At 35.4% G+C, this 26,447-nt stretch carries 23 protein-coding genes; 19 read left to right on the forward strand and 4 right to left on the reverse strand.

Annotation, left to right across the window (positions count from 1 at the left end):
• The first annotated feature begins 448 nt into the window (after positions 1 to 448).
• On the forward strand, positions 449 to 871 hold the full coding sequence (gene ndk, locus ACFILU_RS03840) for a nucleoside-diphosphate kinase (RefSeq protein WP_375631370.1): 423 nt from the start codon (positions 449 to 451) through the stop codon (positions 869 to 871).
• Between the two features lie 327 nt (positions 872 to 1,198).
• On the opposite strand, the gene pgsA is transcribed toward ndk, so the two are convergent.
• The 3 genes from pgsA to ACFILU_RS03855 form a co-directional block, all read right to left on the reverse strand.
• Positions 1,199 to 1,780, reverse strand: a complete 582-nt coding sequence (pgsA, locus tag ACFILU_RS03845; RefSeq protein ID WP_273723320.1) for a CDP-diacylglycerol--glycerol-3-phosphate 3-phosphatidyltransferase — start codon at positions 1,778 to 1,780, stop codon at positions 1,199 to 1,201.
• Between the two features lie 72 nt (positions 1,781 to 1,852).
• Positions 1,853 to 3,832 carry an excinuclease ABC subunit UvrC gene (gene uvrC / locus ACFILU_RS03850; RefSeq protein WP_375664873.1) on the reverse strand — a complete coding sequence of 660 codons (1,980 nt, stop codon included), beginning with the start codon at positions 3,830 to 3,832 and terminating at the stop codon, positions 1,853 to 1,855.
• Between the two features lie 398 nt (positions 3,833 to 4,230).
• Positions 4,231 to 5,094 (reverse strand): 23S rRNA (adenine(2030)-N(6))-methyltransferase RlmJ, encoded by an 864-nt coding sequence (locus tag ACFILU_RS03855; protein WP_375612916.1) that lies wholly within the window; start codon positions 5,092 to 5,094, stop codon positions 4,231 to 4,233.
• Between the two features lie 1,655 nt (positions 5,095 to 6,749).
• Between ACFILU_RS03855 and tatA the strand changes: the two genes are divergently transcribed.
• The 9 genes from tatA (at position 6,750) to ACFILU_RS03900 (ending at position 15,431) form a co-directional block, all read left to right on the forward strand.
• The gene (gene tatA / locus ACFILU_RS03860; protein ID WP_375674825.1) at positions 6,750 to 7,052 is read left to right on the forward strand and encodes a twin-arginine translocase TatA/TatE family subunit; all 303 of its coding nucleotides are present in this window, start codon (positions 6,750 to 6,752) and stop codon (positions 7,050 to 7,052) included.
• A 55-nt stretch (positions 7,053 to 7,107) separates the two neighbouring features.
• Positions 7,108 to 7,512 carry a twin-arginine translocase subunit TatB gene (locus ACFILU_RS03865; protein ID WP_375674827.1) on the forward strand — a complete coding sequence of 135 codons (405 nt, stop codon included), beginning with the start codon at positions 7,108 to 7,110 and terminating at the stop codon, positions 7,510 to 7,512.
• The gene (tatC, locus tag ACFILU_RS03870; RefSeq protein WP_375674829.1) at positions 7,509 to 8,291 is read left to right on the forward strand and encodes a twin-arginine translocase subunit TatC; all 783 of its coding nucleotides are present in this window, start codon (positions 7,509 to 7,511) and stop codon (positions 8,289 to 8,291) included. Before ACFILU_RS03865 ends, tatC begins: the two co-directional genes overlap by 4 nt.
• 60 nt (positions 8,292 to 8,351) lie before the next feature.
• A complete protein-coding gene (gene serS / locus ACFILU_RS03875; protein WP_375631757.1) occupies positions 8,352 to 9,629 on the forward strand; it encodes a serine--tRNA ligase in 1,278 nt (425 codons plus the stop codon).
• 133 nt (positions 9,630 to 9,762) lie between these two features.
• The gene (locus tag ACFILU_RS03880) at positions 9,763 to 10,422 is read left to right on the forward strand and encodes a protein-L-isoaspartate(D-aspartate) O-methyltransferase (RefSeq protein ID WP_273791164.1); all 660 of its coding nucleotides are present in this window, start codon (positions 9,763 to 9,765) and stop codon (positions 10,420 to 10,422) included.
• A gap of 155 nt (positions 10,423 to 10,577) precedes the next feature.
• Positions 10,578 to 11,759, forward strand: a complete 1,182-nt coding sequence (locus ACFILU_RS03885) for a peptidoglycan DD-metalloendopeptidase family protein (protein ID WP_375674831.1) — start codon at positions 10,578 to 10,580, stop codon at positions 11,757 to 11,759.
• A 684-nt stretch (positions 11,760 to 12,443) separates the two neighbouring features.
• Complete coding sequence (gene yajC, locus ACFILU_RS03890; protein ID WP_273791134.1) at positions 12,444 to 12,896, forward strand: preprotein translocase subunit YajC; 453 nt, start codon at positions 12,444 to 12,446, stop codon at positions 12,894 to 12,896.
• Between the two features lie 462 nt (positions 12,897 to 13,358).
• Complete coding sequence (locus ACFILU_RS03895) at positions 13,359 to 13,745, forward strand: Mth938-like domain-containing protein (protein ID WP_375674833.1); 387 nt, start codon at positions 13,359 to 13,361, stop codon at positions 13,743 to 13,745.
• Between the two features lie 825 nt (positions 13,746 to 14,570).
• Positions 14,571 to 15,431, forward strand: a complete 861-nt coding sequence (locus tag ACFILU_RS03900) for a phytoene/squalene synthase family protein (RefSeq protein WP_375674835.1) — start codon at positions 14,571 to 14,573, stop codon at positions 15,429 to 15,431.
• 913 nt (positions 15,432 to 16,344) lie between these two features.
• On the opposite strand, the gene ACFILU_RS03905 is transcribed toward ACFILU_RS03900, so the two are convergent.
• Positions 16,345 to 18,234 (reverse strand): peptidyl-prolyl cis-trans isomerase, encoded by a 1,890-nt coding sequence (locus ACFILU_RS03905; RefSeq protein ID WP_375674837.1) that lies wholly within the window; start codon positions 18,232 to 18,234, stop codon positions 16,345 to 16,347.
• 154 nt (positions 18,235 to 18,388) lie between these two features.
• Between ACFILU_RS03905 and tpiA the strand changes: the two genes are divergently transcribed.
• The 9 genes from tpiA to ACFILU_RS03950 all read left to right on the forward strand — a co-directional run bounded on the left by tpiA (position 18,389) and on the right by ACFILU_RS03950 (position 26,318).
• Positions 18,389 to 19,153: a triose-phosphate isomerase gene (gene tpiA, locus ACFILU_RS03910; protein WP_375631362.1), complete on the forward strand. Its 765-nt coding sequence runs from the start codon at positions 18,389 to 18,391 to the stop codon at positions 19,151 to 19,153.
• Positions 19,154 to 19,235: 82 nt separating this feature from the next.
• Positions 19,236 to 19,688 (forward strand): preprotein translocase subunit SecG, encoded by a 453-nt coding sequence (gene secG / locus ACFILU_RS03915; protein WP_273791139.1) that lies wholly within the window; start codon positions 19,236 to 19,238, stop codon positions 19,686 to 19,688.
• A 127-nt stretch (positions 19,689 to 19,815) separates the two neighbouring features.
• Complete coding sequence (locus tag ACFILU_RS03920) at positions 19,816 to 21,444, forward strand: CTP synthase (RefSeq protein WP_273791140.1); 1,629 nt, start codon at positions 19,816 to 19,818, stop codon at positions 21,442 to 21,444.
• Positions 21,445 to 21,479: 35 nt separating this feature from the next.
• Positions 21,480 to 22,316, forward strand: coding sequence for a 3-deoxy-8-phosphooctulonate synthase (kdsA, locus tag ACFILU_RS03925; RefSeq protein WP_375674838.1), 837 nt, complete (start codon positions 21,480 to 21,482; stop codon positions 22,314 to 22,316).
• A 71-nt stretch (positions 22,317 to 22,387) separates the two neighbouring features.
• A complete protein-coding gene (gene eno, locus ACFILU_RS03930; protein WP_375674839.1) occupies positions 22,388 to 23,674 on the forward strand; it encodes a phosphopyruvate hydratase in 1,287 nt (428 codons plus the stop codon).
• Between the two features lie 92 nt (positions 23,675 to 23,766).
• Positions 23,767 to 24,174: a TM2 domain-containing protein gene (locus tag ACFILU_RS03935; protein ID WP_375674841.1), complete on the forward strand. Its 408-nt coding sequence runs from the start codon at positions 23,767 to 23,769 to the stop codon at positions 24,172 to 24,174.
• A 381-nt stretch (positions 24,175 to 24,555) separates the two neighbouring features.
• Positions 24,556 to 24,987 (forward strand): TM2 domain-containing protein, encoded by a 432-nt coding sequence (locus tag ACFILU_RS03940; protein WP_375674859.1) that lies wholly within the window; start codon positions 24,556 to 24,558, stop codon positions 24,985 to 24,987.
• 384 nt (positions 24,988 to 25,371) lie between these two features.
• Positions 25,372 to 25,824 carry a TM2 domain-containing protein gene (locus tag ACFILU_RS03945; RefSeq protein ID WP_375674843.1) on the forward strand — a complete coding sequence of 151 codons (453 nt, stop codon included), beginning with the start codon at positions 25,372 to 25,374 and terminating at the stop codon, positions 25,822 to 25,824.
• 182 nt (positions 25,825 to 26,006) lie between these two features.
• Complete coding sequence (locus ACFILU_RS03950; RefSeq protein WP_012754998.1) at positions 26,007 to 26,318, forward strand: septum formation initiator family protein; 312 nt, start codon at positions 26,007 to 26,009, stop codon at positions 26,316 to 26,318.
• Positions 26,319 to 26,447: the final 129 nt, after the last annotated feature.

Genomic DNA, 26,447 nt, shown 5'->3' on the forward strand with positions numbered 1-26,447 from the left:
ATTAAAGGGCGTAAAACAAAACAGTCCCTTCAGGGAATTATAGGTGTACGCTATAGTTTCTAAGTATATGGTTATTTTTTAATTGATCTCAATGTGTGTAGAAGGATTTTCAAACCAAGTGTCTAGGTTCGTCCTCTTTAAAGAAGAAGGCTTTCAAAAAGATATATTTTTTGCATGTGAGTTTTTTCTTATGACTTTTTATTGCTTAAATGATAATTTTGATGGGAAGCATTTAAGATTATGAAAGAAGGTTCAATATTTATTGAGAGTCGGTAGCGCATCTTTATGATGGGATGAGCGGTTGCAGGTATTTTTATTAAAGTTTTCTTTATAATTCATTCTATATTTTGAGAATTTGTGTAGATTTTTGCAGAGTCACTTGGCAAAGGGCTCCTTGCTCGCTATAGAAACAGTCAGAGAATGTTATAAATGAAATAAAGGTGAGTAAATGGCTTTAGAGCGTACTTTTTCGATGATTAAACCAGATGCAACCCGTCGTAATTTGACTGGCGCAATTACTAAAATGCTTGAGGATGCGGAGCTACGTGTTATTGCGTCTAAACGTGTTTGGATGAGCAAACGTGAGGCTGAAAAATTTTATGCTATTCATAAAGAACGCCCTTTTTTTAGTGAATTGGTTGAATTCATGTCTTCTGGTCCAACCGTTGTACAAGTTTTGGAAGGCGAAAATGCAATAGCTAAAAACCGTGAAGTAATGGGGGCTACGAATCCTAGTGATGCAGAAGAAGGGACAATTCGTAAGGTTCATGCTTTATCGATTGGCGAAAATTCTGTCCATGGATCCGATAGTGCTGAAACGGCAAAAACAGAAATCGCCTTTTGGTTTTCTGAGATAGAAATTGTTGGTTAATAAAGCGTTTATAATAATAAAGCGTATATAAGAAGCAAAAATCCGAAACACTATATTTCGGTTTTTTGCTTATAAGATTATAGACTTTTTTGAAAGCATATGGAGCATTAATTGTTTTTTAGCTTTTAATATTACAGCTGCTTTTACGAAAATATAAAGCCTATTTACTCTTTTTTGAAGAGCTTTTATCTATATACCACCCTTACTTGTAATGTGCAAAAAGTGCTTGATTGGTTTATCATTAATAAAAATAAATCAATCTTATGCTGTTCTTATCTCTTATTTAAGTACAAAAAGATAAATTATCATTATAAATCTCCATACTCTTCATAGGATAACGTGTTTTAAACCTGCACGAAAATAATCCCACCCTGTCCACAATGTAAGGAGGGCAGAAATCCACAGCATAGTAATGCCAAACTCTACTGTGTAAGGGAAAATTTTATTACCGGCTGGTCCAGCTAAAAGAAATACAATAGCGATCATTTGTACAAAAGTTTTCCATTTTGCAAGACGAGAGACAGGAACACTAACTTTTAACTCAGCCAAATATTCACGTAATCCTGATACAAGAATTTCTCTGCAAAGAATGATAATAGCTGCCCATAGTGTCCACCCAGCGATGGTACTGTCTGCGGCAAGCAAGAGCAAACAAGCAGAGACGAGAAGTTTATCGGCAATTGGATCTAACATGCGACCAATATTGGATGTTTGTTCCCAAATACGAGCAAGGTAACCGTCAAGAAAGTCAGTAATGGATGCAACGATAAAAATGGAAACAGCAATCCAGCGAGTGATATCACTTGATTGTAGTCGCCCTTCTAAAAAAAAGCATGCAACAACCATTGGGACTGCAACAATTCGTGCATAAGTTAAAATATTTGGAAAAGAAAAAGTATGATTTTTCATGGAGCCATTTTTAATTCTTGTGAAAGAGAATATATTTCCTTAACGTAACAAGTCGAAGGTTATGAAACAAGCCTATTTTTCATGAAAATGGTTATGAATTTTTTGTGCAATTGTCATAGAAATTCCCGTAACTTTTTTTAAATCTTCAAATGAGGCACTAGCAACAGCTTTGGCACTTCCAAAATGATGAAGCAATGCACGCTTTCTTGTCGGACCGATATTTTCGATTTCATCAAGTGGGTTTTTGAATGTTGCTTTTTTTCGTTTTATCCTATGAGTTCCAATCGCAAAACGGTGTGCTTCATCACGCAGACGTTGCAAAAAATAGAGGATAGGATCACGTGGAGGAAGTGTAAAGGGGGGGATACCTTTTATAAAAAATCGTTCACGTCCCGCATGACGGTCAACACCTTTGGCGATTCCAACAACTGTGAAGAGATCATTTAATTGTAATTCAGCAAGTATTGCATGTACGCTGTTGATTTGTCCTTCACCACCATCGATTAAGATAAGGTCAGGCCAAATGGGAAAAAGATCATCATCTTTTATGTCATGACTTCTATTTGGCAGATCATACTCTTTGATAAGGCGTGAAAATCTTCGTTTAATCACTTCTTTCATCATGCCAAAATCATCGCCAGGCGTGATATCTGTTGAGCGAATGTTGAATTTTCGATATTGATTTTTAATAAATCCCATTTGACCAGCAACAATCATAGCCCCTACAGCATTTGTTCCCATGATATGAGAATTGTCATAGACTTCTATCCGGCGTGGAGGAACAGGTAGTTGGAATGTTTTAGCAAGACCTTGAAGCAATTTTGTATGGGTGGCTGTTTCAGAAAGCTTATGTTCAAGTGCTTCATGAGCATTGAGATAGGCACGATTAACAAGAGTTTTTCGTTCACCTTGTTTAGGTAAAGAGAGGGACACTTTGTGATTTGCTTTGAGACTAAATGCCTCTGTAAGAAGTGTCTTTTCTTCAATTTCTTCAGATAAAAGGATGCTTTTAGGAAGTGGTTTATCATCGTAAAATTGGGCAAGAAAACTCGCTAAAATTTCAGTGCGGGAAAAAGAGGGATCTGCTTTAGGGAAATAGGCACGGTTTCCCCAATTTTGCCCCATGCGAAAAAAGAACACTTGAATACAGGTCATTCCTTCTTTTTGCGCAATTGCAAATACATCCGCTTCTTTTATCGTTTGAGGATTAATACCTTGATGGCTTTGTATGTGAGAAAGGGCTGATAAGCGGTCACGATAGGAAGCTGCTTGTTCAAAATCGAGATTTTCAGCGGCTTTATGCATAGCTTGAACCATATCGCTTTTAATAGATTGATCTTTTCCCGAAAGGAATGCTTTTGCTCCTTTCACCAGTTCTTTATAATCACTGTCACTAATTTCATGAGTACAAGGTGCAGAACATCGCTTAATTTGATAAAGCAAGCAGGGGCGTGTACGGTTTTCAAAAACTGAATCAGTACAGGTTCGTAATAAAAAGACGCGTTGTAAAACATGAACTGTTTGTGTCACTGCACCAGCAGAAGCAAAAGGACCAAAATAGTGAGCTTTTCGTATTCGAGCACCACGATGTTTGTAAAGTGCAGGCACTCGATGATCATCTGTAATCATAATATAAGGAAAACTTTTATCATCACGTAGGAGTACATTAAAATGTGGATGCAATCTTTTGATGAGATTGGCTTCTAAAAGGAGTGCTTCTGTTTCTGTATGGGTGACGATAAACTCCATATGATATGTTGCACGAATCATGCGGGTAATACGATTATTGTGTCCTTGTTCACGTGTATAGTTTGAAACACGTTTTTTGAGATTACGAGCTTTTCCAACATAGAGAATATCACCATTTTCACCAATCATCCGGTAAACCCCTGGCTTATGCGGAAGGTGTCTAACAAACTCTTGTATGAACTTGATACCTTGGAATTGATTTTTCTCATAGCTTTGATTAGCATTATGCCATGTAATATTAGAGAGAAAAGAAAGTTTTTCCCGTTCATTTTGCGGACAATTTGTATTATTTTTCAGGACCATTCCGTTTATTACAAATATGTTGTTTGTTTAATATATGAAATATTCTTTTTTATTAAATAATGATTATTTATGTCTTTATAATTTTTTTCTATAAATAATATCTTATAGCATAAGAGTATGATTTTAGAGAGCCGATCTTTCATAAAAAATATGAGAGTTGTTATTCTAAGACAGCTTTATGAATTTGCCTAATTTATCCATTAAAATGATTGGAATAGGAAATCCGTGATGATTAAGAGGATAGACTTTCTAAAAGGAAAAAAATTAATTCACGCTGATCGTTATTAGCTTACCATTATAATATGTTGGTATTATCCAAAGAATCAAAGAACTTTATCATTTAATGCCTTTGTATTTTACAACATGATATTTGATTTAGAAAAAATATAGAGAAAAGTCTAACATAATAGATGTTCTTTTTGAAGCCACTTATGCGTTATTTGGGCATTTTCATCTTGTCCAAGACGGTTGATAAGAAAGGGGCTGAGTTTTTTCATTTCTTCTTCCAAAAGGTAGGGAGGGTTAATAATAATCATACCACTTCCATTCATTGTCGGTGGACTTGAACTTTTTCGGATACGCATTTCAAGCTGTAGAATCTTAGGAATTCCGGTTTGATAAAGCGCGTGAAGAAAACTTTCAATTTCTTTGTCATATTTAACAGGATACCATAAAGCGTAGATTCCTCCAGAAAAGCGACGATAGGCTTTCGTTAATCCATCAATAAGGCGGGAAAACTCTCCAGTTTTTTCAAAGGGAGGGTCAACAAGGATAAACCCACGTTTTTCTTTTGGTGGTACATGAGCATTTAAGGAAAGCCAACCATCTAAATGCAGAACTTTTGTCTGATAATCTCCTGCAAAGTTTTTTGCTAAAATATGATAATCTTCATTGTGCAATTCTATTGCGGTGAGGCGATCTTGTTTCCGTAATAATTGACGAATAAGAACAGGAGATCCAGGATAAAATACAATTTCTTTTTCCCCTTTATTGAGGGCATCAATGATATCACACCATGGACAAAGGAGTGTTCTTAAATCTTCTGGGATAGGAGTTGAAAAAAGTCGTTGGACACCTTCGCGACACTCTCCTGTTTTATGTGCTTCTAAAGAAGAAAGGTCATAAATACCGATTCCAGCATGCGTATCTATAACGCGAAAAGCTTTTTCTTTGCGTTTGAGATATTCTACAATGCGAGTGACAATAATGTGTTTAAAAACATCAGCAAAATTGCCAGCATGATAAATATGCCGATAATTCATGGAGTAAACTCTATCATATGTATAACTGTACCGGATTATTAGCATAGAATAATAGAATTGATATCCATAAAAATATTCTTATAGAAATCAAACAATACCCTCACTCCCACATTATACACTACAGAAAAAATATTAATGTCATCGGAGCATTTATTCACAAGGCTATTTTTATATTATGAGATTAATCGTTAAAATTTTAAATTTTTTATATGAAAGATAGACAAGAAGAGATCAAACATTTCAATAGAGATATTTATGTTGTAAGAGATTTTTCTTTATGATCGCGGACTCTTCCAGGAAGACTATAAAAAACACTCAATTAACGAGAATATTAGTGAAGTTTTTTGAAAAATTGAAGGGTATCTTTCAAATTCATTCATAAATTTTCTTGTTTAAAGATTAAAGAATTTCAAATGCTTGATAAAAACATTGTTACATTTATAAGTTTTTTTAGCGAGCGTAAAATTATGGATAGAGCAATAAAGTGCTGGTGTTATAGTGATAGATTTTTGTAAAAGTGTGAATGAATCTCATTGCTTTAAGCAGAGCCAAAGCTTTACATTATACACGCTAAATAGCTAGGTTATTGTGTATGATGCTAAAATAAAACTTTTGAAAATTGATATGTGCTCTGCAAGCGATCTCAATAAAAATGAGGAATTTTAAACTAAAGTAAATAGGTTTATCTATCTCTAACACTATATTATCGAGCGGCTTTATGAGGTAATCTTATAAAAAAGGCTAGGATAAGAAATTCTTTTTATATGGATTATGCTTCGATACCATGCTTTTGATTGAATGTAATTTTCTATCCATGCCCATTCTGTTTTCAATACTGAGATAGGTTAAACACATGATATTATGAGAACGCATGCCCAGAATCCGGAGACGTGTAATAGTTAGAGCATACAGTGGCTTAGAGAGCTAGTTATATGGAGGTATTTTCTGAATAAAGGTGCAAGCTGGTACCTTTTTTATTTTTTAGCAGTATTGCCATACCTCTTGGCACTTGAGTTAGTTCATAAAGTGCATTTTTACTCTTTCCGCTAATAGTTTTTATTTACACGCCAGATATTTAACTGAACGCGATGATGGCTCATATTTCGTATTGTACATAGAATAATGAATGATAAAATTCCTACCCCAACGCAAAGAATAAATGTTGTGCGTAAGATGATAGTTTTTGAAGAGACTGATGATGTGTTAAGAAAGTTTTTTAGAGATTTTTCTTTCTGAATTTTTTAATTGAATACGTAAAGTGTTTTACAACATGTTATGATCTTTATCAGTAAAGGATAATTTGACGGAAATGTTTGTAATGATACGTAAAACATTGTGTAAAAGGAGAGACATTAGCTATAGTATTTACAGGAAGATGAGTAACCTAGGAGATCAGATGAAGTTATTTTAGAAAAGTTTTTAAGTGTTTTGAATTTTGTATGAGGCGGTTTATCATTGTTGAATGGTTTGTGTTATAGTACGCTAAAAAGGGATGAGAGGATAAAAAGTTCTTTTGCAATAAAAGCGTGTAATTGTTTTTAAGTTAAGAAGAAAATATACAAGTAAGATATTATTTTGATACATTCTTCAGAGGAAGCATGAATAAATGAAATCAAATTTAAAAGCATAAGNAAAAGCATAAGTTAGAGAGAGTAATGGGTAATATTTTTTCACCAACGCATTTAATTATAATTTTATTGATTATCTTTGTGCTTTTCGGTCGCGGTAAAATTTCTGAATTAATGGGCGATGTTGCTAAGGGAATTAAAGCCTTCAAAAAAAATATGAAGGAAGGAGATGACAGCATTGAGGATAAAGTTGAAATGGCTCCTACTTCCCAAATAATTGATGTAGAATCTCAACAATCTCAGCCGTTATCGGTAAAACATGCAACAGCGCGCAGAAAGGTTTCTTCTGCTTCTAAAAAAAGCAAAACATCTGTTGCTAAAAAACAGTAACAAAAACGCAATCATCATTGTGCATTATTTTTTGATGAGAAAGTCGAATTAAGAGATGTTTGGGATTGACGGACCAGAGTTTATCGTAATCTTACTTGTTCTCATCATTGTCGTTGGACCGAAAGATTTACCTAAAATATTAAAGACAGTAGCAAAGATAAGAGCGTATGTGTATTCAACAGCAAATGAACTTCGTCATCAGTTTGATGATGTAATAAAACAAATCGAGCGCGATGATTTGCAAAAAGTATGTTCGGATATTAGCGATTCAAGCAAGAAGTTGGCAGAAACTTTTGATCCCACTCAAAATATATTAGAAGATATCCACGATAATTTGGATGTTAAGGCAACACACCATAAATCAAAAAAAGATAAAGAAATTTTGGAATGCGATCAAAACGTAACCAATAAAGATACGACAGTATCTATTGCTTCTAAAGATAAAGAAGATATGTCATGAATGTTAAGAAAGATGAAGTTGATGCCCATATGGCACCACTTTTAGAACATTTAATTGAACTTCGTCAGCGAATTATTGCTGCCTTGGTTGCATTTATGATCGCTTTTATGATGTGTTTTCTTGTTAAAGATTATATCTTAAATTTTTTACTATGGCCATATCAGTGGGCAATGAAAATAGCAGGGGGTAATCCTGAGGGTATTCGTTTGCAATCAACGCAAGTATGGGAAACTTTTTTAACGAAGATGAAGCTTTCTGCTTTTGGGGGAATTATTTTATCTTTTCCCTATACGGCTTTTCAGTTTTATAGTTTTATTGCACCAGGGCTTTATAAAAATGAGCGGATGGCTTTTTTACCATTTCTCATTGGGGGGCCTATTTTATTTTGTATTGGGGGAGCGTTTGTTTATAGTCTATTAGCGCCAATAATACTATGGTTTAGCCTTTCTCAACAATTTCTTCCAGATGTTCATTTAAAAATAGAGTTTATAGTGCGTATTTCTGATTATTTGGGCTTTATGACATCGTTTATCCTAATTTTTGGTTTGATTTTTCAATTACCTCTTGTCATCAGTCTTTTAACAAAAATTGGATTTTTAACGTCTTATGATTTGGCGTCTAAACGAAAATGGGCTATTTTGCTCTCTTTTATTATTGCGGCAATCATAACGCCGTCGGATTTTTTTACGATGTTTGCAGTGGCTTTACCAACGATAGCACTTTACGAGATTTCAATTTTAATTGCTTACAGTATAGAAAAGAGAAGAAAATCCGCTTAAGAAAAGTGTATAATCTTATGCGATAAGGAATGAATAAAACAATATAAATGAGGAATTTTTATGCTTGATATTAAGTGGATTCGTGACAATCCTGAGAAATTAGATAAAGCACTCGTAAGTAGAGGTCTTGAGCCACAAGCTGAAAGGTTAATACAACTTGATCTTGCACGTCGGTCGCATATTGCTAAGGTGCAATTGGCGCAGGAACGTCGCAATGCTGTTTCAAAGGAAATAGGACAGGCTTTAGCGGTATCGGATCAGCAAATGGCTGAACGTCTTAGAGCTGAAGTTGAAGAGATTAAAGCTTTTCTTTCCTCTGCAACAGTGGAAGAAAAACAGCTGACGGAGAGTCTTGAGAAAATTCTTTCAGCACTTCCAAATATTCCATTAGATGATGTTCCAGAAGGTAAAGATGAAAGTGATAATGTCGTCATTCGACATTTTGGTACACCTCCAACATTTAATTTTACACCAAAGGAACATTTTGATCTTGGTCAAGATCTCAAGCAGATGAATTTTGAACGAGCTAGTCGTTTGTCTGGAACACGTTTTACAGTACTTTCAGGGGCATTAGCACGGCTAGAACGAGCATTAGGCCAGTTTATGCTTGATGTGCATGTCAATGAGAATGGTTACACAGAAGTCTCAATACCTCTTCTTGTTCGTGATGAAATTGTTTACGGAGCAGCACAATTACCGAAATTTGCTGAAGACCTTTTTCGTACAACAGATGGTCGATGGCTTATTTCCACAGCAGAAGTGCCATTAACCAATTTGGTCAACGATGAAATTCTTGAAATATCAGATTTACCACTGCGATTTTCTTCTTTATCTCCCTGTTTTCGTTCAGAGGCGGGAGCAGCCGGTCGTGATACGCGCGGTATGTTGCGTCAGCATCAATTTTGGAAAGTTGAAATGGTCTCGATTACCAGTGAAGAGCAGTCTTTAATTGAATTAGAACGTATGACGGAATGTGCAGAAGATATATTAAAGCGGCTTGGTTTGCCTTTTCGCACAGTGGTTCTTTCTACGGGTGATATGGGGTTTGCAGCGCGTAAAACCTATGACATCGAGGTTTGGCTTCCTGGTCAAGAATGTTATCGTGAAATTTCTAGCTGTTCAGTTTGTGGAGATTTTCAAGGTCGTCGTATGAATGCGCGCTATCGTAAAGAAGGCGATAAAAAATTGCATTTTGTTCATAGCCTTAATGGTTCTGGTACGGCTGTTGGACGTTGTCTTATTGCCGTACTTGAAAATTATCAACAGGCTGATGGATCAATTATTATTCCAGATGTTTTACAACCTTATATGGGAGGCATGCGCTGTATTACTGCTTAATTTTACGAAAGGAGAGACAATATGCGTTTATTGCCAAGAGGTGATGATACACAGACGCAAGTTTTTGCCATTTTAAAAGAAGCAGTTTGTCAGTATGATAAAAGTGTACCTCCATTGGAGATTGAATGATACTATGGGGCAAAAGGGTATTTTACAATTTCGTGAGGAGTTAGCCGCTCTTGTACTGAAAATGCGTAGCAAAGGCATTGATGACGTGCGATTTTTTTCGGCATTAGAGAAAATTCCGCGTCAACAGTTTGTTGCTGCTCCTTGGTTCAATAGTGCTTATGATAATAAAGTTATTCCCCTTGAGTGTGGTGAATATATGGAACGTTTGGAAGAACAACTCTTAATTCTTTCGGCATTATCGTTGAAAAAAAGGCATCGTGTCTTAGAAATTGGTACAGGATCTGGTTTTTGTACTGCTCTTATGGCATGTCTGAGTGACCGCGTGACAACGATTGATCGTTATAAAACGCTTGTTGATTTAGCACGCCAAAAATTTCAAACTTTAGGAATTGAAAATATTGTTATAAGGCAGATTGATGGAAGTCATAGTGTGACAGGCTTAGGATCATTTGATCGCATTCTTATTTGGCCATCACGTTTTGATGAACCAAAGGAATTTTTAGAACTTTTAGCTGAAAATGGAATTCTCATTCAGGCGATAGGACCTGACGAAGGGGTACAAACGGTGACGCGCTATACAAAAATTGGTAGTCGATTTGAGTGTTTAGAACTGTTCCAAGTGCGTTACCAACCTTTTATTAAAGGCATTGCGGAGATACTTTAATTTTTAAAAGCTAAGAAGTTTCTGCAAATTGTCTACGTTAAATTCATTTTGATCTTATATAAAGATATTTATGAATAAAACATCTCATTTTAACTCTTCGGTAATTTAAAAAAGCTTTAATGGAGTGAGTTGATTATTGATGAGTGAGCAAAACGATGTATCTAAAAGCTTTGGATAATATTTTCCAGCATAATTTTCAGAGAATAACTTTGTTAGCGGTGGTAACTATTGTTGCTGGTTGTAGTTCTGGTACACAGCGTTTTTCCAATACGTTCTCTCATCGTACGGTATCATCTCAATCAAATATATCAAGCACTATGTATACAGACCCGCGAATGCTATCATACGGTAGTGGTATGATACAAAGCACTGAATTGCCACCTGTGGAATCAGGTGATGATTCGTGGGGAGATGACAATTCTCCCTATAATTTTCCACATCAAGATAGGATAACTTCTTCTGATGGTCGCGTTATGGGCTCCCCTCCACGTAATCTTGGAACACTTTCTCGTTCACAAAAGGATAAATCTCCTATTTTTCGGCGGAATTCTTATATTGTCCAGAGTGGAGATACACTGCTCAGTATTGCACGACAAGTAGGGGTTAGTGTTGAGGCATTAAAATTAGCAAATGGTATAAACAGCAATTCCATTTATATCGGTCAGGTACTGGTTGTTCCAAGCAGGCGTACATTAGCAGCTTCAAATGCACACAATAATAACGATTGGGCAGTGTCAACTACAGAATCTACATCCCAATCTCAAGTGATGTCCTCTATAAAAAACAAGAAGTCCTCTCCTATATATAAAGCTCCTGTAACAACGCCACCCTCTGCAAAGATGAACAAATCAAGTTCTGAGAAAAATTTTTCTAAACAGATGACGCAATTGAAACATGAGACTGGTTTGTCAAGTACTGTTACGAATACAGATAATATGACGACTCCGCAAGCCACAGGAATTTCTAAGATGCGTTGGCCAGTACGAGGGCGTTTATTAAGCCAGTTCGGTCAAAAAAAGGGAACAGTAATGAATCGAGGAATAGATATTGCAGTGCCTGAAGGGTCTTCGGTAAAGGCGGCAGAAAATGGTGTGGTTATTTACGCGGGAGATGGATTAAAAGAGCTTGGTAATGTTGTGATGATTCGACATGAACATGATATTATCACTATTTATGGATGTAATAGTAAGCTTGTTGTTAACAAAGGACAAAGGATAAGGCGCGGTGATGAGATTGCTAAATCTGGTGTTTCAGGAAATGTTAAAACGCCACGTGTCTATTTTGAGATGCGTAAGAATTCATTACCTGTTGATCCCCTTAAATATTTAGAAAACTAATTTATTGATGACTTTTACATTTGAATAGTCTTACAGTTTATAGAAAATTCATGAAAAACAATTGATTTTCTTAAATCAATAACATTGCAGCAAAAAATCATTGGTTTCAGGAGAGTAGTTCGTGGGGGCGTTAGATATCACTATCTTTGTATTTATGAAAGTGTAAGACAATAGTATCATACTATTTGTCAGCTTTGAGTGTTCCAATTGCTCTTGCATTTGAGAGAAGCATGAAAAAAATATTTCACGCCTTTCTTAAAAAGTTTTTATCTACAGGCTCATTTCATATGTGTGACGTGCAAGAAAATCGTTTTGATTAATTCAGAAGGTTTGAAATAAGAGCGTTTTATTGTATTTAGATCTGTCGTTCGATATCAAAAACGATAAATTATCTATATAAATTAAAGTTTGTTCATTAGAAAAATTATCTTGTATAATTTATTGAGTTAGTGAAAAGATTTATATTGTAGGATATACAATAGGGGAAAGTGAATCTATTTTTTAAGATTTTTCTCATTGTATTTTGGTATTCTGCCTCTTAAGGATTTATTGTATTTTTGTAAAGCTGTGATTAGATTATGTAGTTATTGCTTTTTATGATAAATTCTTTAGGAATTTTTTCTGTATCGGAATTTCATTTTAATAGAGTGGGAAATACCTGAGGTTTAACTATAGGAGATAAAAATGTTTATTACGAACGCTTATGCTCAAGTTGCAGGCGATGTTTCCGGTGGAATTTCATTTGCTAACGCTGTCCCATTCATTTTAATTTTTGCAATTATGTATTTTTTTATCATTCGTCCACAGCGTGCCCAAATGAAAAAACGCCAAGAAATGCTTAATGCAGTACGTCGTGGTGATACAGTTATAACGGGTGGTGGTATTATCGGCAAGGTTACGAAGGTTCACGACGAGAGTGGTGAGTTAGAGGTTGAAATTGGTGAGAGTATAAATATTCGTGTTATTCGCTCAACATTAGCTGATGTGCGCGTTAAAGGTGAGCCGATTGCAGAAAAAAAATCAAAACTTAATGCTAAAGCAAAAACACCACAAAAGTCTAAATCTAAAACGACAACGAAAGAAGATATGAGTATCTCTGAAGAGAAAAAAGCTATATCAAAGGAAAATGCATCTTAAGGTGTAATGGCAGTTTATTACATTTTTTAAGCATTTTTGTAAAAAGCTTGGCAAGATCAAGACAATTTCATTGGAAAAGGGGCTTTTATAGTGGCTACAGAAAATGGAGTTTTTGTTTTCTTTAGATTATTAAAATAGTTGCTTTATTTGTAGAATATTACGCAATTTTTTTCTGTTTTTTAAATAAGATCATTGTTTTTATAAAAGGAAATTTGTGAGTAAATAAGCTGAGGAAACTTTTTAAAAGATAGATTTATTGAAGCAGGTATAGCAATTTATCGCGATTTATTACCAAATTTTCCTATATTTGTTGTATGAGAAGATTAGGGTATTATATAAAAATTTTCACTTCAGTACTAGGTTATGGTTAACATATCAATGTTTATATCAGCCTTACTTTAATTTTTATGGTGAGAAGTAGCAAAGACAATTGGATTATTCAAAAATAAAAGGTGCTTATTCATGTTCGATGCAATTCAAATTCGTGAAGCACATTTTCCAAGTCGCGCACCTATTGATGCTTATGGAAATGGTGGGTTTCGTTTTGCTGATATGTCTCATAGAGGTTCTATTATTTGTGTACCATCAGGTATTTATGGCATTGACATGGCAGGGCCTATTCCCACTCAAGGGGATATATATCGTATTTTAGAAGAAGCTTCTGAAATCGAAGTTTTATTAATAGGTACTGGAATTGAATTATTACGATTACCTGAAGAGTTACGGGTGCTTTTAGGGGAAAAACGTATTTCATCAGATACAATGAGTACGGGAGCGGCGGTGCGTACATTTAATGTTTTATTGGCTGAAGATCGCGCTGTTGCGGCGTTATTATTTGCGGTAGAATAGAGTATTGTTTAATAAAACAAATGCTCTCGTCTAGTATGAAAGACTTGTGCGATTATTTTTCTGCGCCGTAAAGTACCGTCGTTTAAGGCGGTGATATAAGGGTATAGAATATACATAACTTAACATATTAAAGTGTTTTTAAATACAGCGGCAAGTATTTAGGACAAAGCTTGCTCGTCGTTCCTAATGAATCACATGAGTGATCAACTCTTGGCACTTGAGACAGTTCATAAGAGGCATTTTTAATTCTTTCTTATACAGTTGTTACCTACAAGCCAGTTACGCTTGGGACGTGCAAGGGAATGGTTTTTATTAATTTAACATACAAAACAACAAATTATGATTATAAATAAATGTATTGATAGTAACAGAAACTCACCGAGAGCAATTGGACTTTTTACAAATTGGTATTGGTAAGAACCTTTGTCTTTTAGGATGGGGAGGAGGTCAATGAGTTGATGAAGTTTTTGTGATCAGTGTATTTTTTATAAAATAACATTGTCATCTATCCACTGAAAAAGTGTTTTTCGTTGTTTGTTGTTCAAGTTTTACTATGCATGTTACGATTGTTTTTTAGCTTTTTTACTGCAAATGAAAACTTGAAGTCCTATAAGATAAGTTTTATCAGAAAAATTATTTATTTAATTTTTTTCTTTCTAAAACGAAAAGTGACTAGAAAAGAAACTTTAATTCACAATACAGTTAAGAGACACATTTAAAAATCTTATTTTCTGAACTGTATTTGCTTATCCTTCATTTTTTAATATGAATAAAAAGAGGATATTAATTTAATTGCTAAAAAAGGGACGTTAATAGGTTCATAGAATGATAGGCTCTCTTTCTTATTGTCTTGATATTTTACGTACCATAGATCGTGATCGCTATATATCGGTTTTATTTGCGCCTAAAAAACAGCGCCAAGCATTGGCTGCTCTTTATGTATTTAATGCTGAAATTTCTCGTATTCGCGAAAGTGTACATGATCCACTCATAGGAGAAATACGGTTACGTTGGTGGTATGATGCTATTGCTCATGGTGAAATGCAAACGAGTGGAAACAATCCGATTTTGAATGATTTATTAAAAGCAATGACTCTTTTTAATTTACCTAAGACAGCTTTTTTACGTTATTGTGATGCGCAAATTTTAGATCTTTATCACAATCCAATAGAAACACTTCATGATCTAGAGCATTATTGTGGTGAGACAGCAGGCATAATTTTACAGCTTTCTTGTCAGATATTAGATCCTGAAACTGCACAAGAGTTTACAGATATCTATGAACATGGAGGGATTTCTCAAGGATTAAGCGGTGTATTGCGTCTTTTATCATTCATGCAATCACGATATCAATATTATTTACCTACTGATATATTAAAGGCTGTAGGAGTGAATAGGGAAGATTTGGAATCTCATCGTCTCAGTGATCAACAAAAGGGTCGTATTGTTGAAGCTATGGTAGCATTATCACGCGATCATTATACCCAATTTTACGAGTATTCTTGTACTTTACCTAGAATTCTTAAGCCAGCTTTTCTTCCATTGGTCATTGTACCGGCTTCTCTTCAAAAAGCTATACAGCTGGGGGCAGCAATTTTTCAAGAGAGTGCAACTTTGCCATTGATATATCGTTATTGGTTGATAACAAGGGCAGCAATAAGCGGCAATTTTCCAAAGATACTGTAAAAGAATATTACTACGTTGGAATGCGTAACATGGAGACTGATTTTCTCATATGAAGATAAAAGGAGCCATTGTGATTCCAAACCATTTTTTTGTTATAAAAAATGTTGATGTTTTGGTTGTTATGAACGCAAAAGAATAAGAAATTTTATGATCTTAAAAATACAGTGTATTTCTTCATCATTAATATGTTTTATACAGTGTATTGGATGGGTGAGATGCAGAGAAAGAAAAACATGAGATAAATCTTAATACATTGGTTTGTTTGATGAAGAACTTTTAAGTACTCTGAATGTATTGATTGTAGCTCATTTGCAAATGAAATAAAATTTCTATTTTATGAGAGAAGTTATCTTAGCAGTCTATAAGTCTATAAAAAACTCTTATTTTTGAGAAATTATAACATCATAATTGATGACTGTTATGATTTATGAATATATTGATTTATAATGATAATTTGTTTTTTCTCATATTGAATGAGAGTCTTGAATAGAAAAAGATTTCTCCATTTTTATAATGAATTTTAAAAATAGTTTTTTTGTATATTATAAGTTTGGTGTGTAAATGAAATCATTTAAGGAAGAAGCAATATGCTCCTTATGAATGATATTAAGAGTAGTAATATGATGCGCTATAAATGAGTGACGATAGGGATGATATTTATAGCTTAATGGGCGACAACCTTTACAACCTTTGGATGAATAATATTTTTTAATGCGTTGCAAAAACGACTCTACATTCCATTGACTATTTTCTCGCAAATCCATACATGCACTGATTTGCGAGAGAATGAATCATTATACAAATGTTTGATCCTAAGATATGCAAACAAGAGATCTATCTTACCTCTTCAACTATAGACGAAGAGCTGACGGAAACTTTATCAAATAAGTTCTTTAAATTATGTAAAATCTTTTTATTGGAGAGCGTTAAAGATCTGATTATAATTTGTGCTATTAATTTCCAAAGGATGTTCTTTATTGGCAACTTGTAGCATTTCTAGCTTGAGATCTTCTCTTATCATCATATCTATATTGGTGCGGACTTCAGTTGAAAGAGTATGAGACGTGATATCTTTAGGCATGGTTACAGTCTTTATTTGATAAATGATACGGTTTGTTGCAACCGGACCTTTTATGATGCCATAATGACCTTTGGGAGCGGAAAATAATGCTTTAATGCCTTCAACGCCAAGGGTTTCAGATGAGTCTTGACGCCGGAGGGTTGGTGTTGTTTGTTTTGTAACACCAAGGGTATGAGCAAGAGCAACAAGACTTTTTCCTTCCGTGAGCTGTTTGAGAGCATTTTGGGCTTTTTCATCAAGAAGACGTTGGATTTCCTCATTTTTCCATTGAGAAAGAACATCTAGCTTAGCCTCTTCAAGTGTCTTATCACGGGCAGGAATAATTTTATCGACCTTGTACCAGAGATATCCACCATTTTGAAAAGAGAGAGGATCAAGATCGACTCCTTCGTTTGATTGATAGATGGCATTCAGTAAAATATCTTTTTGAGGTAAATCCGTGAGTATTGCACCTTCAAGCGTTTTTCCTGTTTTATCAATGGTAATTGTGCGCAAAGATAACTTGTATTGGTCAGCTAACTCTTTGAGAGAAGCACCCTCAAAACGAGCATTTTCAATGGCTGCATAATTGTTACGGATATCATCAGTAGCACGATTTTTGGCAAGTGTTTGGCGAATATTTTCTTCTACACTTTCAAAAGGAAGAGAGCTTGAGGGTTCAATATGCGTGACGCGAATGATAACAGGTCCTTGTAAGTCATTTATCACAGAACTGACTTGGCCTTGTTGAAGTTCAAAAATTTCAGATGTCAGATGATTAGGAAGTTCATTTTCTGCGAGAGGCCCTTTTTTTATTTCATTAAGAGTCTTTTTTTCAGCTTTTACCAGTTCATCAAAACTCAATCCATCAGCTATTTTTTTTGCTGCATTATCGGCTTCTTCGCGTGAGGGGAATCGCAGTTCTTCGAATGTACGCTTTTCAGGCGTTACAAAACGTGAAGCATTTTGTGTATAATAGGCTTTCGCCTCATCTGTTGAGATATCTTGAGGTTTTACAAAATCATTAAGTTCCATAGATAGCAAAGAGACAGTGCGGTATTCTGGAGCACGAAATTGACTTTGATGTGTTTCAAACCATTTTTGTAATGTTGCGTAATCAGGATCAGCAATTGTTTTCTTTTCTTTTAGATCAATAACAAGATAATCAGCAATACGCATTTCTTCTTGATAAAGAGCAAGTGCTTTATAAAAGAGATTTGGTGCCTTCATATCAGAAAGTAAAGCAGCAATAAGCTGATTACGCTTTTCTTGTTTGGTGTAATAATTAAGAAAAGCACTTTCACTAATACGTAAATGCTGAAGATAGTTATAAAACAAGTTTTTATCAAAAGTGCCATTTACCTGGAACATCTTATCAGAACCAATCGTATGAGCTATTGTATCTTTTGAAAGACTTATTTTCATTTTACGTGCTTGTTCATCAAGAAGTACATTTTGTTGTAATTGATTAAATACAAAAGCAGGAATTTGGTATTGCTGCATTTCATTTGCTGTAAACATTCGTCCAAGATGAGCTGCATATGCTAAACGTGCGCTTTGATCGGCGAGTGCAAGACGATAATCATCGACAGTTACTGTGGATTTTCCAGAAGTAATAAGATCTCTTTCACTTTTTTTGTGTAACTGCGGTACCCCCCATAAAAGAATGAAGCATAAGAGTAAAATAGCAAGGAAAATTCTAAAAATCCAAGAATTTGTAGCATTTCTTATGATGTCAAGCATTGTTCAGGTCCATTTTTAATGTGAGTTATTATCAAAGCTGTAATGGAATTTGCAATAAAGAGATAAAAGATGCAAGCTTTAAAGACTTGCTTTCATTTTATAATTTGGTAACTACAGATAAACAATGTATTGTAAGAGCTCTTGAGGTGAAAATATGTCTCAAAATATTCGGCCTTTTCTTGCTGGAAATTGGAAAATGAATGGAACGAGTGAATCGCTTGGAGAGTTGCGTGCTATTGCTACAGGCGTTAGCTCTGATCTAGGTCATCTTTTTGAGGCGCTTATTTGTGTTCCAGCAACGCTTTTATCGCGTGCTTCTAATACGCTGAATGGTGAAAATCTCCTTTTAGGAGGACAAAATTGTCACTTTGATGATCATGGTCCTTATACTGGAGATATTTCAGCTTTTATGCTTAAAGAAGCGGGAGCAAGTCATGTTATTATTGGGCATTCAGAACGTCGTACAGTGTACCAAGAAAATGATGCGATTGTCTGTGCCAAAGTACAAGCTGCGTGGCGAGCAGGTCTTGTGGCTCTTGTGTGTATTGGTGAAACATTGGAGGAGCGTAAGAATAATAAAGTGCTGGATATTCTCACGCAGCAGCTTGAAGAATCTTTACCAGATGATGCAACAGAAGAGAATACCATTATCGCTTATGAACCAGTTTGGGCGATAGGCACCGGCAATACAGCGACTCCAGAAGATATTGCAAAAGTACATCATTTCATTCGTGATAAGGTGCGCTCTCGTTTTGGTGATGAAGGCAATAAGATTCGTTTGCTTTATGGTGGATCCGTAAAGCCATCCAATGCATTTGAGCTTTTAAGCATTGCTCATGTTAATGGTGCTTTGATAGGTGGAGCAAGCTTAAAAGCGATTGATTTTTTAACTATTTGCGATGTTTGTCGTAAACTATAGCAGAGAAATTTGAGTTTCCCCTTGGATTGTGCGTTATTTATGTGTAAATAGCTATTAAAGAGTTATTTGAAGAGCAGGGTTTATGCAAACAGTACTTATAGTTATTCATTTTTTGATTGTGATTACTTTGGTTGGTGTTATATTGATTCAACCTTCAGAAGGTGGTGGGCTAGGTGTGAGTAATAGCTCAGGGTTGATGAAAACTCGTGGATCTCGAAACCCTTTAACACGTTTGACTGCTATTTTAGCCTGTTGTTTTTTTGTTGTGTCTATTGGACTTACCGTGGTGGGTAATATATCAAATTCTAGTTCTGATATCTTAAAGCGTATACCGGTTAATTCAGAACAGAATTCTACCGATAAAGGCTCAGGCTCAGTTCCATCATCAAATGATGAGTCTTCCCCTTCTGTTCTTGAACAGCTAGGAGGCACTTCGAATTCTCCGCAGGAACAGAAACAGTCCACAAATCCTGAAGCAGAAAGTCCAGTTCCACAGGTTCTTGAAAACACAGTTCCGGATAACAGTACAAAATAGTTTTTTAAGAAAATATAGACTTTTTAAAAAGGTGATTTTTTCACCTTTTTTATTTTAGAAGAAAAATTGTTTCTTTTTGCATTTTTTGCTGGAAAAATCATTATAAATTGCTTATCACCATAAGCCCATGGCACGTTATGTTTTTATTACTGGTGGTGTGGTTTCTTCCCTTGGAAAAGGCATCGCAGCGGCGGCGTTAGCAGCGTTATTACAGGCTCGTGGTTATCGCGTACGTCTTCGCAAACTTGATCCTTATTTAAATGTTGATCCAGGTACGATGTCACCTTATCAACATGGTGAAGTATTTGTGACCGATGATGGTGCAGAAACGGATCTTGATCTTGGTCATTATGAGCGTTTTACTGGGCGTTCTGCAAATAGCCAAGATAGTATTACAACAGGGCGTATTTATCGCAATATCATTGAACGAGAGCGGCGTGGTGATTATTTGGGGGCAACAGTCCAAGTTATTCCTCATGTTACGGATGAAATTAAGAGATTCATTACGATGGGAAATGAAGAATTTGATTTTGTTTTATGTGAGATAGGTGGAACGGTTGGTGATATTGAAGCAATGCCTTTTCTAGAAGCGATTCGTCAGCTTCGCAATGAGCTACCGAGACAAAATGTCGTTTATGTCCATCTCACATTAATGCCTTATATTCCTTCAGCAGGTGAATTAAAAACGAAACCAACACAACATTCTGTCAAAGAATTGCAAGCAGTTGGTATTTCTCCTGATATTTTGCTTGTACGTGCAGATCGATCTATTCCAGAAACAGAACGGTGCAAATTATCACTTTTTTGCAATGTTCGCTCCAATGCAGTCATTCAGGCATTAGATATGCCAACGATTTATGATGTTCCTATGGCATACCATAAGGAAGGTTTGGACTCTGAAGTTCTTTGCGCTTTTGGAATTGATTCGGCACCTTCCCCCAAGATGGATCGTTGGGAGGATATTACGCATCGTATTCACAATCCTGAAGGAGAAGTCACGATTGCTATTGTAGGAAAATATACGGGCTTAAAGGATGCTTATAAATCTCTTATTGAAGCGATTGCGCATGGTGGTTTAGCGAATAGAGTGAAAGTTAATATTGAGTGGATTGATTCGGAACTTTTTGAAAAAGAAGATTCTGTTTCAGCTTTACAAAAAGCCCATGGAATTTTGGTTCCAGGTGCTTTTGGGGCACGTGGGGCAGAAGGGAAGATTCGAGCAATTCAATTTGCACGAGAGCGTAAAGTTCCATTTTTAGGGATTTGTTTTGGGATGCAATTAGCTTGTATAGAAGCTGCGCGCAATATTGCACAGATTGAGAATGCTTCATCGAGTGAGTTTTGCGAAACAGACAATCCAATTGTAGGTTTAATGACAGAATGGCTTAAAGGAGACGTCCTTGAAAAACGTACAAGAAATGGTGATCTCGGCGGTTCGATGCGCCTTGGTGCTTTTGCTGCTGAATTAAAAGAAGAGAGTCATATTGCTCAAATTTATGGGATGACCAAGATTGTCGAGCGACATCGTCATCGTTATGAGGTCAATATTGATTATAAGGATAAGTTAGAACAGTGCGGTTTGATTTTTTCTGGGATGTCTCCTGATGGTATTTTACCAGAAACGATAGAATATGTAGATCATCCATGGTTTATTGGTGTTCAATATCATCCAGAATTAAAATCCCGTCCTTTTGATCCACATCCGCTTTTTTCTTCTTTTATTGAAGCTGCTGTAGAACAAAGTCGATTAGTTTAATGCATAAATTGGGTTACTTTACTTTTGAGGGAAAAATGACTAAACCAAATGCCCGTGTGAAAGTTGGAAATATGATTTTTTCAAATGAAATGCCTCTTTCATTAATTGCAGGGCCGTGTCAGATGGAAAGTCGTGATCATGCTTTTGAAATGGCTGGTCGTATTAAAACAATTACCGATCAGCTTGGTATCGGGTTTGTTTATAAATCAAGTTACGATAAAGCCAACAGAACCTCTTTGGGGGCGGCACGTGGTATTGGTCTTGAAAAAGCAATGTCCATTTTTTCTGATTTAAAAAAAGAGTTTAGTTGTCCCATATTAACTGATGTGCATACAGAAGAGCAATGTACAATTGTTTCTTCTACAGTGGATATTTTACAAATACCGGCTTTTTTATGTCGTCAAACAGATCTTTTGGTAGCAGCAGCCAAAACAGAATGTGTTATTAACATTAAAAAAGGTCAGTTTTTAGCGCCGTGGGACATGGAGAATGTTTTAAAAAAGGTTGTTTACAGTGGTAATCCGAATGTTATGCTTTGTGAGCGAGGCACGTCATTTGGTTACAACCGACTTATTTCTGATATGCGTTCGTTGCCTATTTTACGTTCATTTGGTGCTCCTGTTATTTTTGATGCAACGCATTCTGTTCAAGAACCTGGGGGGCAGGGGGCTTCATCTGGTGGGCAGCGTCAATTTGTTGAAATTTTAGCGCGTGCAGCTGTCTCTGTTGGGGTAGCTGGCATTTTTTTAGAAACACATCAAGATCCAGATAATGCACCTTCTGATGGACCCAATATGGTTAAAGTTGATGATTTACAAAGATTGCTTGAGACTTTAATGGAATTTGATTATCTGTCAAAAAAGTTGAGTTGAGAAGAGAAAAAATATTTCATTAATAGGGCATTATAAATGAATCGAGACTTTTATTGGATAAGGAAACACATATGACTATAATTGTCGATATCATTGGGCGTGAAGTTCTTGATAGCCGTGGTAATCCAACGGTAGAAGTTGATGTTCATTTGGAGAATGGAGCTTTTGGTCGCGCTCTGGTTCCTTCGGGAGCTTCAACAGGAGCACACGAGGCTATAGAGCTTCGTGATGGTGGTTTGCGCTATCAAGGGAAAGGTGTTGAAAAAGCGGTTGCTGCAGTTAATGGCGAAATTCTTGAAGAACTTGGTGGGCGGGATGCAACAAATCAAATTGCTATTGATCAAGCAATGATTGCTTTGGATGGAACGCCAAACAAAGCCCGTCTTGGTGCCAATGCACTTCTTGGTGTTTCATTAGCTGTTGCAAAAGCAGCTGCGGATTCATTAAATTTACCTTTGTATCGTTATATTGGTGGTACACAAGCGCATATTCTTCCAACCCCCATGATGAATATTATTAATGGTGGCGTTCATGCTGATAATTTGATTGATTTTCAAGAGTTTATGATTATCCCTATAGGAGCTCCTACTGTAAAAGAAGCTATCCGTTATGGCGCTGAGATTTTCCATGCATTGAAAAAGCGTTTAAAAGATGCGGGTTATAATACCAATGTTGGTGATGAAGGTGGTTTTGCACCTCAATTTAAAAGTGCTGATCAAGCAATTGGTTTTATTATGGAATCTATCATGATATGTGGCTATAAACCAGGTGAACAAATTGCCATTGGTTTAGACTGTGCTTCAACCGAATTTTATAAAAATGGTTCGTATTTTTATAAAGGTGAGGGGAAATGCCGAGACATCCAAGAGCAGGTAGATTATTTAGCACATCTTGTGAAAAATTATCCTATTATTACAATTGAAGATGGAATGGCAGAGGATGATTGGGAAGGTTGGAAGTTACTCACTGACACAATTGGAGAAAAATGTCAGCTTGTTGGCGATGATTTGTTTGTAACGAATTCAGCACGTTTGCGTGATGGTATCAAAATGGGGGTAGGCAATTCTATTCTCATAAAAGTTAATCAAATTGGTACATTGAGTGAAACACTTGATGCTGTAGAAGTAGCACATAAAGCAGGTTATCGTGCTATTATATCTCATCGTTCAGGCGAAACAGAGGATTCTTTCATTGCAGATCTTGCGGTTGCAACGAATTGTGGACAAATTAAAACAGGTTCTCTTGCACGTTCGGATAGATTAGCCAAATACAATCAACTTATTCGTATTGAAGAAATGCTAGGAGCCCAAGCGCGTTATGCTGGTGATTTAGTGTATAGTTCTGAGCACAAAATATGAAAGTATAAGATCATTTAGATTATGAAATTGAGATTTCTTATCAAAGGCATATACGCAATAATTTTTAAGTGTTTAAATTTATAGGGATTAAGATGAGAGGTATAATTATTAGTCAAGATCAAGGAACTTATCTCGTTGCTGGTGATGATGGTAAACGTTATCAGTTTGCGACTTGGGATTGGTTGGGAAAGAATCCACCAAGGATTGGTAATGCTGTTGATTTTGTCTGTGAAGGGGGGGGGGTCAGTTCTGTTTTTCCATTGTTGAGATCAGGTACAGAGAACACAAAGATAATGTTCGCACTGCTTTGTTGGGTTGCAGGTATCTTTGGTGTCCATCGCTTTATGGTTGGTAAAGTTAGGACTGGTGCTTTAATGCTAGTTCTATCTTTATCATTGTTTGGATTGATAATTACCGGCATTTGGGCAATTGTTGATTTTATAGTCATTCTTGGTGGAAGATTTACGGATAAAGATGGAAATCAGATTACAGATTTGTGAAAATCTTATAATAAAAAAAGTAATTTAGCTCGCTTTTTATTTTTATAAATATATTAAGTTGCATCATGCGAAATTATTGTACTACATTTATTTAATATGAGATATTAAAAAACATGTACAGCTAAGTAAACGTATTGAAAAAGACAATGCTATTTTATATGGGTAAAGCAAAGATATAAATCAACTAAAGCATGTTTTTTGTTACTGCTTATAGCAGGGGGAAATATTAGATTATTGGGGAGTTACGAACTATTTTAATTTCATGTTTATCATGGTGAGTACGAATTGTATTTACACCGTGAGGTTAATCCGCATATTATCGAATTAGAAATAATCTCTTTATGAATAACACATGAGGAGCAGCTTTATAGGTGGGCAAGAATAAAAGGTAAGATTATTGGTCAGGATCAAGGAGATTATTTTGTTTCAGGGGCTGACGGTAAGCGTTATCAATTTACGAGTTGGGATTGGTTAGGAAAAAAAACACCAAAAGTGGGTGATACCGTTGATTTTGTATATGAAGATAATGTTGTTAAATCTGTTCTCCCTCTCGTGAGTAAAACTCAGTCAGAAAAATCAAGATTGGCGATAGCACTTGTTTGTTGGTTTTTTGGATGGTTGGGAATTCATCGCTTTATGGCAGGTAAAGTTGGAATGGGTATTGTAATGCTTCTTATAAGCCTACTAAGTATACCATTTACTTTTGGGGTAGGGATACTTTTAGTAACTGGTCCTTGGTCATTCATTGATTTTATAGTTATTTTATCCGGATATTTTAGGGATGAAAATGGGGATAAAATTATAAATTGGTAGAAATTTTAGAATAATATAAAAAGTAAAGAGTGAGGCACTTTCTTTACTTTTAATGTTGTCAATATATTAATTTAATAATGTAAATTATTTTAATATATGTCTTTAAATGTGAAATATTAAAGAAAATTATGAATATTTAAATAAAACTATTGAAAAAGACTGTACTATTTCATATGAAAAAAAGCAAAGGTGCAAATCGAACAGCGTGCTTTGTATTACCACTTGTGATTGCGGGAATTTTAAGTTGTTAGGGAATTTTTAGCTTTTTAAATTGTCATATATCACGGTGAATACAGATTGTATTCATGCAGTGAGGTTTATTCAACATATTATCATATTAGAAGAAAAGCTTCTTTATGAATAACAATTTTATAGGTGGTTAAGATGAAAGGTAAGATTATTGGTCATGATCAAGGAGATTATTTCATTTCAGGGGCTGATGGTAAGCGCTATCAGTTTGCGAATTGGGATTGGTCAGGAAAAACGCCGCCGAAAGTTGGTGACGTCGTTGATTTTGTGTGTGAAGGGGATACCATTAAATCTATTTTCCCTATCTTGACTGAAGGTCAGTCACAGCAATCAAAAGTGACGTTAGCGGTCGTTTGTTTTTTTCTAGGTGGACTAGGACTTCATCGTTTTATGGTTGGTAAAGTTGGAACGGGCATTGCAATGCTTCTTATAAATATAATAAGTGTAATAAGTATAATAAGTGTAATATTTATGCCGGTAGGGCTTATAGGAATTTTTTTGATAATTACACCTTGGGTATTGATTGATTTTACAGTCATTTTAACAGGAAGTTTTAAGGACAAAGATGGGTGTAAAATCACAACTTAGAGGATATCCAATATTTATAATATAAAAAGTGGGGGCATTCAGCTTACTTTGATCGTATTAAGGGGGGATAAATTGAAATAACAAATTATTTTGGTGTAGATTTGGTAATGAGGTATTAATCAAAATCATGCATAGTTGGGCAAAATATCAAGAAATTTGTGCTGTAAAGACTGTGCTATTTTATGTGGACAAAGCAGAAACGTCGATCAATCAAAGTACGCTTTGTACTACCTCTTATGACGGTGGGAGTCTTAAGCTATTTCAGTTATCACATTTATCATGGTGAGTATGGATTGTATTCACGCAGTGAAGTTAATCAGCATATTAGCGAATTAGAAAAGGAGCTTCATAAAATAGAAGCTGAGCGGATATTCATGGAAAAGCGTATTTCTCTTTTACGCAATGGGCATATAGAAAAAGATATGTTGGATGAGTATGTCCGAAAGAATTTGAACTTTTCTAAGCCAAATGAATTGACAATCTTAATACCTTGAAATGATACCAAAGGTAAATGAAAAATCGCTTAATTTAAACAACAATCAGCAATGATATTGTTTAAGCCGATTGATAAGGCTTGTAACTTTTGTTCGTAAAGGTTATTCCTAAATAATCATAAAAGGGAG

Origin of the sequence: Bartonella sp. CL100XZDX (assembly GCF_042195375.1) — a bacterium.
Classification (GTDB): Bacteria; Pseudomonadota; Alphaproteobacteria; order Rhizobiales; family Rhizobiaceae; genus Bartonella.